Genomic DNA, 10,106 nt, shown 5'->3' on the forward strand with positions numbered 1-10,106 from the left:
CGACTTTCCCCTATGCCCTGATGACGATAACGGTGCGCAGATCGCACACTGCTTCGCCCTGCCGGCTAACCTTGACATCCTTGACGATGAACTGCAAAGCACCGTTTTTCTTGTCATAGATGTCGGTCACCTGCCCATCAAAATCCAGCGTATCGCCGGAATAGACCGGCTTGTGATACGTGAAAATCTGCTCGCCGTGCAACATCTTGCCGAAGTCACAGCCCATGGTGGCGATGTAGTCAAAAGGCTCATCCTTGTCCATGTCCATGCAGAAGAAGAAGGTCGGCGGGACCAGAACGCCTGGCAGCCCACCCTTCTTGGCGGCAGCCTCGTCGAAATAGATCGGGTTTTTCTCACCCGTCGCTTTGGCGAACCACTTCAGTTGCCACGCCGTCGGGGTGACCGAGTGCGGCGGCACTTTCATGCCAATGTGCTTCTTGTCAATCAACATCTGATTCACTCCTTTCCCACCCCGCGACGCAACCTACACGGGAGGGAATGTTCGTTGGCGACTCGATCAGAGAACTTCGATGGCAATCGCTGTCGCTTCACCGCCACCAGCGCACAAGCCAGCAATGCCACGCTTGAGACCACGCGCCTTGAGTGCGTAAAGCAGCGTCACCAGAATCCGCGAACCGGTGGCGCCGATCGGATGACCGAGAGCACAGGCGCCGCCATTGACGTTGACTTTGTCGTGCGGCAGCTTGAGGTCGTGCATCGCGGCCATGGTCACCGCCGCGAATGCTTCGTTGATCTCCCAAAGGTCGACATCCTCCGCCTTCCAGCCAAGCTTCTTGAGCAGGTTCTGGAAAGCAAACACGGGCGCCGTGGTAAACCACGAAGGCTCGTGGGCAAAGGTCGAATGGCCAACGATGCGGGCCAGCGGCTTGACGCCCGCGGCTTTGGCATCCGACTCGCGCATCAGGACAAATGCCGCCGCACCGTCGGAGATCGACGACGAGTTGGCAGGCGTCACCGCACCATCTTTCTTGAACACCGGCTTGAGCTTCGAGATCTTCGACGCGTCGCACTTCATTGGCGTCTCGTCCAAATCACACACCGTGTCGCCCTTGCGCGTGCTGACCGTAACCGGGGCAATTTCGTCCTTGAACACGCCGCTGGTCACGGCGTTTTGCGCGCGGGTCACCGACTCGACGGCAAAGGCGTCCATCGCTTCGCGCGAGAACGCGTACTTGTCCACGCACAGCTCGGCAAACACGCCCATCGGCTTGCCTTTTTCGTACGCGTCCTCAAGTCCATCGAGGAACATGTGGTCATGCAGCACGCCGTTGCCCAGCCGGTAACCCGAGCGGGCCGTCGTCAGCACGTGCGGCGCATTGGTCATCGACTCCATGCCGCCGGCGATGGCGATATTCACCGAGCCCGCCAGCAGCTCGTCATGAGCGATCATGACGGTTTTCTGGGCTGAACTACACATCTTGGTCAACGTGGTACACGGTATCGACTTGGGCAAGCCCGCGCCCAGGACGGCCTGACGCGCCGGTGCCTGGCGAACGCCTGCCATCAGGCAGCAGCCCATCAGGGCTTCATCGATATCTTCCACTTTTACGCCAGCCTGCTCCACGGCGGCCTTGATCGCGACGGCACCGAGTTCCGGCGCGCTGACAGCGGAAAACTGACCCTGGAAGGCTCCGACCGGTGTGCGCTTGGCGCCAACAATGACAACTGATTCACTCATTCTGCACTCCTTTCTATTACGACGGCGATTGCCGAAGTGAACTTTGCGACTTGCCGAGGATTACTTCGAAGCCATCCGGATGGCACCATCAAGGCGAATCACTTCGCCATTCAGATAGCCGTTCTCGCAGATGTGCTGAACCAGCGCCGCGTATTCGGCGGGCTTGCCGAGACGTGATGGGAACGGCACCATCTGGCCCAGTGAATCCTGAGCGGCCTGCGGCAGTCCTTTGAGCATCGGCGTCTCGAAGATGCCCGGAGCGATGGTCATCACACGGATTCCGTGCGCGGCCATTTCACGCGCAACCGGCAAGGTCAGACCGACCACTCCAGCCTTCGAGCAAGCATAGGCCGCTTGACCGATCTGGCCATCGAAAGCGGCAACCGAAGCGGTATTGATGATAACGCCGCGCTCGCCGCCCTCGTTCGGCTGGTTCTTGCTCATCGCCTCGGCCGCCAGGCGGATCATGTTGAAGGTGCCGACCAGGTTGATGCTCACGACGCGCGCGAAAGTGGCCAGATCGTGTGGGCCATCCCGGCCGAGCACTTTCTTGGGTGGTGCAACGCCGGCGCAGTTGACCAGCCCGTGCAGCCCGCCAAATTCCTTGACCGCCAATTCGATGGCGGCACGTGCACTCGCTTCATCGGTAACGTCGGTCTTGGCAAAGCGCGCGTTGGCGCCCAACTGCGCTGCCTGCGCCTCGCCGGCAGCGGCATCGACGTCGACAATGACAACTTTTCCACCGGCACTCACCAGATTGCTCGCTGTTTCCGCACCAAGCCCGGAACCTGCGCCCGTTACTACGAATACGCTGCCTTTGATTTGCATTTTTACCCCCAAAAAAATATCGCGACATCACGCGATGTCGCGCTACTGGTCCATGCCGACGTCGATCGTTACGACCGGACATCGTCACAGGAAAACCCGGTCCACCTGTCGAGACGAGGACCTCTTGGTAGCACGAGTGCCCGTCCGGAAGTAGTCCTGCCCCCCAGCCAAACGAGCTGCCTCGGCCCTGCACGCTCTGCCGCAGCTACCGTAAATGCACTTTTCCGGTAGTGGCGGCGAGCAATCCCGGCATTGTCGAATGCCGAGTGCTGCCGAGTCAAGCACCAGTCCGGCCCAACATGCGACCTGCCACCACCGCGAAGAGCCGTCTCATCCCCGATCGCATGACGCACCGCAACAGCAAGCGATGCACTCCTGCTCACCGCCTCACACGCCTTGGCTATCAGCTTCGGGATCGAAATGGCCGACCAGCAGAGCGCTTGAACGACTGCGAAAGTCAAGCGCGAGCGCGGCATCTTTCGCCGGCGAGGCATGCCCAGAGCCGTCTTTGAGATCTACGGCCGTCGGGTCGCGACGCGGCGTCACGACCACGGTCAGCGACTAGCCTGCAGTCGCAGTTGATCACCAACCGAAAATTGGTCAAAATGGAAACGTTAGCTCACCCTATCGCCAGAACCAATTGACGGCGTACGCGCAGATGGAACAAAGCCTGATCACAGAGTTGCTGCAGCAATACGTCGAACGCCAGGCTCCGACAGTCAAGCTGCGCATCCGCGTATACCTCGCTTTACGCCACGCCATCATGGACCGCAATCTGTCGCCTGGCACCAAGCTTCCGCCTACCCGACTCTTGGCCGACGAGCTCGGCATGGGCCGCAATACCGTGGTGCGGGCCTACGAACAACTCCTGGTGGAAGGTTATCTCGAGGGCCGGGTCGGGGACGGCACCTATGTGTCCGAGGCCGTGTCGAGCGGGCTCAAGGCACCTTCCCCCAAGCGCCCGGCGGGCACCCGTCGCGGAAGCCTGTCGCGCCGAGGCAGCACCGTTGCCGCCAACGTCACCAGTAGTGTGGTGCAGCGCGGCGCGTTCATGCCCGGCATTCCGGATGTCGATCTCTTTCCCGTCGGTATTTGGCGTCGCCTGGTGGCCAAGTACCTGCGCACCGAGCAGTCGCACCTGCTCAACTATGCGCACACCGGCTACGGCCCTCTCCGGGTCGCGCTGGCCAACTACCTGCGGGTAACGCGCATGATGCAGGTCGATCCCAAACAGGTCGTGATTGTCAACGGCTCCCACCAGGCCCTTGATCTCTGTGCGCGAATGCTCGCCGACGATGGTGACCGAGCGTGGATGGAAGATCCGGGCTACTGGGGCGCACGCAATGTCCTCGCCGCCGCCGGCCTGCAGGTGACGCCGATCCAGCTCGACGAAAAAGGCCTCGCTCCCACGGTCGAAGATTGGTCCCTGCCTCCGCGGCTGATCTTCACCTCGCCATCCAGCCAGTACCCGACCGGCACGGTGCTCTCACTCGACCGTCGCCTGCAGCTGCTGGAGAACGCCGACTTGTTCGACTCCTGGATTATCGAGGACGACTACGATAACGAACTGCGCTATAACGAACGGCCGCTGGCCTCGCTGTTCGGGCTGTCCGACCGGCAGCGGGTGATCTATCTGGGAACGCTCACCAAGGTGATGTTCCCGGGCATGCGCCTCGCCTATCTGGTGGTGCCGGAAGGCCTTGTTGATGCCTTCGTCACCGGCAACTCGGAGCTTTATCGTGGTGGCCGATTGGCCGAGCAGGCGGCGCTGGCGGAATTCATCGATGAAGGCTACTTCACTTCGCACATCAAGCGCATGCGCGGCATCTACGCCGAACGCCGTGATGCCTTACAGGAAGCCATGAGATCTCACCTGGGCGACGCCGTCGTTCCCTCCGGTGGTCACGCCGGCCTGCAACTGCTCTATCGCTTCTGCCAACCGGTCGACGACGCGCTGGTAGCCGCCGAAGCACTGGCCGAGGGCGTTATCTGCCGTCCCCTGTCGATGTACTACCTCGACCAGGAAAAACGTCAGCCAGGCCTCAACCTGGGATTCGCCGCCGTCCCGGTGGAACGGATCGCCCCGGCCGCGGCAACACTGGCAGCGGTCATCGAACGCCATCTGAGGCGGGGTCGTTAAGACCTCGCGAGCGGACCATCGGTTGCCATAGCTTTGCCCCGCGAGAGAGCCGTGGTGAATCGCAGCTACTTGTTGCTGATGCTGGTACGCATGCGCTCGCTCCGCCCCCTGAGCCATTCCAGAGTGAGCAGCATGAGCACCGCGAAAATGGTCAGAATGGTCGCCACGGCAGCAATGGCCGGACTGATGTTCTCGCGAATGCCCGAAAACATCTGGCGCGGCAACGTGGTCTGCTCCGGACTGGCGAGGAACAGGGTGACCACCACCTCGTCGAATGAGGTGCCGAAAGCGAACAGGCCGCCCGAGATCACCCCCGGCGCCACCAGCGGTAGGGTGACGCGAAAAAACGCGGTAACCGGGTTGGCGCCAAGACTGGCGGCGGCGCGCACCAGGTTGTAGTCGAAGCCCTGCAGCGTGGCACTCACCGTCGTTACCACGAACGGAACGCCGAGCGCGGCATGCACCAGGATCAGGCCGAGATAGCTTCCTGTCAGCCCGACCGGCGCGAAGACCATGTAGGTAGCGACACCGACGATCACTACCGGCACGACCATCGGCGAGATCAGGATGGCCGTGACCAGCGCCTTGCCGGGAAAGTCCACCCGGGTCAGACCTATGGCCGCCAGGGTACCGAGAATCATCGCCAGCAGCGTCGCGAAAGGAGCCACGATCAAGCTGTTCTTGAGGGCGTGGGTCCAGGTCCCCGAGAATAAGAACTCCTCGTACCAGCGCAGCGAGAAACCGGTCATCGGATAGAGCAGGAAGGAATCCGAATTGAACGACAAGGGTACGATGACCAGGATCGGGACCACCAGAAACAACAGGATCAGGCCGCAAAGGACGCGAAACGCGTAGTACCAGATGCGTTCTGTCAGCGAGGCGTAGGCGGGAATCATGGCAGCCTCCGGTCAGCGGGGTTTGGCGCCGGAGGTCGCACTGCCGACCAGGCGGTTATAGACAAAATAGAGGACCATCGTGGCGGCCAGCAGAACGGCCGAGAGGGCCGCCGCCATGCCCCAGTTGGTGGTCTGGTTGGTGTAGAAGGCAACAAAGTAACTCGCCATCTGCTCCCTCGGGCTGCCGAGCAAGGCCGGCGTAATGTAGTAGCCCATCGAGATGATGAAGACCAGCAGTCCGCCCGCCGCGACGCCGGGGATGGTCAGGGGAAAATAGACTTTCCAGAAACTTCTGAACGGTGGCGACCCCAGCGAAATCGCCGCCCGCAGGTAAGTGGGCGAGATCCCTTTCATGACGCTGTATAGAGGCAGAATCATGAACGGCAGCAGAATATGCACCATGGCGATATATACCCCGCTGCGGTTGAAAACCAGTTGCAGGGGCTGGTCAATCACCCCCAGCCAGATCAGTCCCATGTTGATCAGCCCCCCCTGTTGCAAGAGCACGATCCAGGCCGCGACACGGACCAGGATCGAGGTCCAGAATGGCAGCAGGACGAAAATCATCAACAGGTTGGAGACCCGTGCCGGCAGCGTGGCCAGCAGGTAGGCGACCGGGAACCCCAGCACCAGACAGCACAGCGTCACGACAAGACTCATCCAGAAAGTGCGCGCCAGGATGTCGACGAAGATGGAGCTATCGGGCCCCGCGGCGACAATACTACCGCTACCGTCGCGGTACATGTCGAGTGCGGCGAGCAGGAAGTAGTCGGTATACGTGCCGCCGTTGCGCGCGATCAACTGCCAAGTATGAACTTCACCCCACAGGGGATACATTTCCAGCAAGGCGTCCCTGGCCTCAAGCCCGGGCTCCAGAGGTAGCTTGCGCGCGGTGTTCATGAACAAGGAGCGCAAACCTGGCTGTTCCATGTTCAGGCGCTTGGCCGCCTCGGCCAGCGTCCTGCTCCCCTTGAATTCTGTCAGGTCGGCCACCAGGGCGGCGAAGGTGGCCGCGTCGGGAAGCATCTTCCGGTCCCATTTGGCCAGCTGGTGGAGCGTCTGCGGCAGCGCTTCGGGCACCTCCGGATTGTCGACGCTCTTCATCAGCAGGGCGGCGATCGGCCACAGGAAAGTGAACAGCAGAAATACCGCCAGCGGCGCAATCAAGGCACCGTACTTAAGCTTCTTCAAACGCTCGGCACGCCGCAGTTGCGTCTTGAGCGGGACCGGTGGTTCAGTCAGCGGGTTGGACACGGCTTCCCCGATCGCATTCGAGCTCATGCTTTTCCATCCTTACCGTGAAAGCCGCATCCGCGGCTGACCAGCTTCCCTCTTCGGGACGTTCAAGAGGGGTTGGCGGCGAGACAGGGAATGCAGGGAGCATGGCCCCCTGCCCGTCGGGCGATTCCAGCAGGCACGCCGGAATCGCCCGCCAAAGGCGTACTCCCTACCTGGCGGCCCAGGCGTTGAAGCGCTGCTCCAGATCCTCGCCGTGCTCAACCCAGAACGAGGTGTTGCTGGCTATTGCGGTCTTGGCGTTGGCCGGTGCGGTGGGCAACTCGGCGGCGATCGCCGGAGCGATCTGAGCCATGGCCTTGACGTTGGTCGGGCCATAGGGAATCTCGCTCGAATAGACTTTTTGGTTCTCCGCCTTGCCGATCGTCGCCAGGAACTTGTAAGCGGCCTCTTTCTGGTCCATCCCGGTGGGAATTCCGTAATATTCCACGTCGTAGATGTTGCCGGTCCAAACGATCTTGAGGTTGCGGCCTTCCTGCTGCGCGGCGGCGATACGACCGTTGTACGCGGAACTCATGACCACATCACCTGAGGCCAGCAGCTGCGGCGGCTGGGCGCCGGCTTCCCACCACTGGATATGCGGCTTGATCTGGTCGAGTTTCTTGAAGGCCCGCTCGACGCCGGCCTTGGTGCGCAAGATCTTGTACACGTCGGCTGGCTTGACGCCGTCGGCCATCAGCGCGAACTCGAGGGTGAACTTGGCGCCCTTGCGCATACCCCGCTTGCCCGGAAACTTCTTCACGTCCCAGAAGTCGCTCCACGATTTTGGCGCGGTCTTGAGGTTGTCGGCGTTGTAGGCGAGCACGGTCGACCAGACGAAGAAACCAAAGCCGCAATCGGTCACGGCGGTATCGATGAAGTCTTTCTTGTTGCCGATCTTGCTGTAGTCAAGCTTTTCGTAAAGCCCCTCCTCGCAACCACGAGCGAGTTCGGGTGACTCCAGCTCGACCAGATCCCAGGTCACCCGCTTGGCATTCACCATAGCCTTCACCTTGGCCTGCTCGCCGTTGTATTCGCCCTGCACGATGCCGATCTTGGTCTCCGTGGTAAAGGGTTCGTAGAAAGCCTTGACCTGGGCCTTCTGATTGACGCCGCCAAACGAGATGACCGTCAGATCGGCCTGCGCCGTCCCCATCGCCATAACGCCGACCGCCAGGGCCAGCAGCTTCATCGCGGATAGTTGCTTCTTCATTGCACTTCCTCCTTTGGTTGTGAATACAGTCGCTACTGTGCTGCGCTACTCGGCACTTCGCGGGCCAAGGCCGCCGCCGACACTGCTCCCCGACCTACAACGTGCTGGATTCGGCGACAGGGTCGAGGGCCGAAACATGTTTCGGGTCCAGCACCACCTGCACCTGATCGCCGGCGCGCAGACTCTGGTCAAGAAGGGAGATCGGCGTCTTGACCGTGAAGTCGTGGTTCCCTGCCAGATCGAGACGAATCCGGACGTGGTCACCAAGATAGATCACCTCCTTCACCTCGCCGGAGAAACGGTTAACCTCCAGCGCCTCGCCTTTGACCAGAAAAGCACGCTCCGGGCGAACCGAAAGCATCGTTTTCGCTCCCACTCCGGCAACGTTGCGCGCCTGTGCCTGGACTACCGTACCGCAGCCGAGGCGAACCCGGCAGACAGCGCCATCAATCGCCTCTACCGTCCCGTGCAAAGCGTTGTTCTCACCGATGAAGCTGGCGACAAAGGAATTCGCCGGGCGTTCGTAGAGCGCCTCCGCGCTGTCAATCTGCTGGATGATGCCCTGGTCAAAAACGGCGATCCGGTCCGACATGGTCAGCGCCTCGCCCTGGTCGTGGGTAACGAAGACGACCGTGACGCCGAGGTTCTGATGAATGTGCTTGATCTCCAACTGCATGTGCTCGCGCAGTTGCTTGTCCAGGGCTCCGAGCGGCTCGTCCATCAGCACCAGTTCGGGATCAAAGACCAGGGCACGCGCCAGCGCGATCCGTTGCTGCTGGCCACCGGAGAGTTGTTGCGGGTAGCGGCTGGCAAATTCTCCGAGGCGCACCATCTCCAGAGCGTTCTTGACCTTGATCTCGATATCCGCGGACGATAGCTTGCGGACGCTCAGCGGAAAGCGCAGATTCTCGGCCACCGTCATGTGCGGGAACAGCGCGTAGTTCTGGAAGACCATCCCGATATTGCGCTTGTGCGGCGGCACCTTGTTGATCACCTGGTCGCCCAACCTGATCTCCCCCGCGGTGGGAGTCTCGAAGCCGGCCAACATCATCAGGCAGGTCGTCTTGCCGGAACCGGAAGGCCCGAGAAGCGTCAGAAACTCGCCGCGGCGGATGTCCAGGTTCAGATCACTGACGATCAGATGTTCGCCGTCGTAAGTCTTCTGCGTCCCGCGGAACGAAACATGCGGTGCGGCGTTGGTGGCACTGGTAGCGCTGGGGTCAGCCTGGCTCATACTACCCTCTCCCAAGTCTGGACGTCGCTTAACGTCGCTTAATGGATCGGTGTATCGCATTCCCGGCTGGATTGCGCCGGGGTCGGTTGGCATCGATTGATGCTAGGCCAATAATTGGCCATAAGATCAACCAATTCAACCAAACACGATGGGACCATCTCCGGCAAAAAAAAGCGCGCGCCCTGCAGCCGCGGAAGTGACGGACGGCAAGTGCTAGGCTACGGCAGCGCTGCACCCATCCGCGCCGCTGCCGGCCACGGACCTGTTGTATGTCTGCTTGGCGCCCCAGCACATCAAGCACAGCCGTGCGTACCCTTGGCGTTGACCTGGATCAGCCCGCCGCCCGCGCGCTGCTTTATGATTCGCTATTGGACTGCGGCGCCAGCCGTCAACGGCTGACGAACGCGACAGCATTGAACGGAGAAGAGAACCATGGTCGACAAGCATGAAGAAGCCACTCCCGCATCGGTAGAGCCTGGCGCAGCAGCGCCGGCTACTCCAGCAACCAGCACCCCGGCGAAACGGCGCACCCGAGCGAGCAAGCCACGGCTTCCCAAAGCCGTGAGTGCTGCGCTCGTCGCACCGCCCTCGCCTGCGTATTCCAACACTGGCGCAGCGGCGGGGGCCACGCCCCCCCCGTCGCGCCGCCTCAGCGATCGCCACTTGCTCGACTCCGACGCGCTGGAAGACATCGACCGCATGACCAATATCGCCCTCGGCCAAATGAGCGGCGGTATTTCGCCAGCGTCGCTGGCCATGGCCTACCTCGACTGGATGGTGCACCTTGGCTCCTCACCCGGGAAACAGTTTCAACTGGCCGC

The 10,106-nt window shown here is 61.4% G+C and carries 9 protein-coding genes; 2 read left to right on the forward strand and 7 right to left on the reverse strand.

The window, feature by feature from the left end; genetic code table 11:
• Positions 1-10 precede the first annotated feature (10 nt).
• The 3 genes from RUW20_RS16655 to RUW20_RS16665 all read right to left on the reverse strand — a co-directional run bounded on the left by RUW20_RS16655 (position 11) and on the right by RUW20_RS16665 (position 2,527).
• Positions 11-451, reverse strand: a complete 441-nt coding sequence (locus RUW20_RS16655) for a MaoC family dehydratase N-terminal domain-containing protein (RefSeq protein ID WP_313953344.1) — start codon at positions 449-451, stop codon at positions 11-13.
• Between the two features lie 66 nt (positions 452-517).
• Positions 518-1,699 (reverse strand): acetyl-CoA C-acyltransferase, encoded by a 1,182-nt coding sequence (locus RUW20_RS16660; protein ID WP_313953345.1) that lies wholly within the window; start codon positions 1,697-1,699, stop codon positions 518-520.
• Positions 1,700-1,759: 60 nt separating this feature from the next.
• Positions 1,760-2,527: a 3-hydroxyacyl-CoA dehydrogenase gene (locus RUW20_RS16665; RefSeq protein WP_313953346.1), complete on the reverse strand. Its 768-nt coding sequence runs from the start codon at positions 2,525-2,527 to the stop codon at positions 1,760-1,762.
• A 658-nt stretch (positions 2,528-3,185) separates the two neighbouring features.
• Between RUW20_RS16665 and RUW20_RS16670 the strand changes: the two genes are divergently transcribed.
• Positions 3,186-4,667: a PLP-dependent aminotransferase family protein gene (locus tag RUW20_RS16670; RefSeq protein ID WP_313953347.1), complete on the forward strand. Its 1,482-nt coding sequence runs from the start codon at positions 3,186-3,188 to the stop codon at positions 4,665-4,667.
• Between the two features lie 65 nt (positions 4,668-4,732).
• On the opposite strand, the gene RUW20_RS16675 is transcribed toward RUW20_RS16670, so the two are convergent.
• From RUW20_RS16675 to RUW20_RS16690, 4 genes are all read right to left on the reverse strand, one after another.
• Positions 4,733-5,563: an ABC transporter permease gene (locus RUW20_RS16675; RefSeq protein ID WP_313953348.1), complete on the reverse strand. Its 831-nt coding sequence runs from the start codon at positions 5,561-5,563 to the stop codon at positions 4,733-4,735.
• A 12-nt stretch (positions 5,564-5,575) separates the two neighbouring features.
• On the reverse strand, positions 5,576-6,844 hold the full coding sequence (locus RUW20_RS16680) for an ABC transporter permease (protein ID WP_313953349.1): 1,269 nt from the start codon (positions 6,842-6,844) through the stop codon (positions 5,576-5,578).
• 166 nt (positions 6,845-7,010) lie between these two features.
• Positions 7,011-8,051: an ABC transporter substrate-binding protein gene (locus RUW20_RS16685; protein WP_313953350.1), complete on the reverse strand. Its 1,041-nt coding sequence runs from the start codon at positions 8,049-8,051 to the stop codon at positions 7,011-7,013.
• A 94-nt stretch (positions 8,052-8,145) separates the two neighbouring features.
• Positions 8,146-9,285 carry an ABC transporter ATP-binding protein gene (locus RUW20_RS16690; protein WP_313953351.1) on the reverse strand — a complete coding sequence of 380 codons (1,140 nt, stop codon included), beginning with the start codon at positions 9,283-9,285 and terminating at the stop codon, positions 8,146-8,148.
• A gap of 432 nt (positions 9,286-9,717) precedes the next feature.
• Between RUW20_RS16690 and RUW20_RS16695 the strand changes: the two genes are divergently transcribed.
• A partial coding sequence (locus RUW20_RS16695; RefSeq protein ID WP_313953352.1) for a poly-beta-hydroxybutyrate polymerase N-terminal domain-containing protein occupies positions 9,718-10,106 on the forward strand: 389 nt, incomplete at its 3' end.

The organism is Accumulibacter sp., from assembly GCF_032229525.1.
Lineage (GTDB): Bacteria > Pseudomonadota > Gammaproteobacteria > Burkholderiales > Rhodocyclaceae > Accumulibacter.

Bases quoted from the DNA above. Each gene is read 5' to 3' on its own strand.
- RUW20_RS16655 (WP_313953344.1), bottom strand. From the start codon at position 451: ATGTTGATTGACAAGAAGCACATTGGCATGAAAGTGCCGCCGCACTCG.
- RUW20_RS16675 (WP_313953348.1), bottom strand. From the start codon at position 5,563: ATGATTCCCGCCTACGCCTCGCTGACAGAACGCATCTGGTACTACGCG.
- RUW20_RS16660 (WP_313953345.1), bottom strand. From the start codon at position 1,699: ATGAGTGAATCAGTTGTCATTGTTGGCGCCAAGCGCACACCGGTCGGA.
- RUW20_RS16680 (WP_313953349.1), bottom strand. From the start codon at position 6,844: ATGAGCTCGAATGCGATCGGGGAAGCCGTGTCCAACCCGCTGACTGAA.
- RUW20_RS16690 (WP_313953351.1), bottom strand. From the start codon at position 9,285: ATGAGCCAGGCTGACCCCAGCGCTACCAGTGCCACCAACGCCGCACCG.
- RUW20_RS16665 (WP_313953346.1), bottom strand. From the start codon at position 2,527: ATGCAAATCAAAGGCAGCGTATTCGTAGTAACGGGCGCAGGTTCCGGG.
- RUW20_RS16670 (WP_313953347.1), top strand. From the start codon at position 3,186: ATGGAACAAAGCCTGATCACAGAGTTGCTGCAGCAATACGTCGAACGC.
- RUW20_RS16685 (WP_313953350.1), bottom strand. From the start codon at position 8,051: ATGAAGAAGCAACTATCCGCGATGAAGCTGCTGGCCCTGGCGGTCGGC.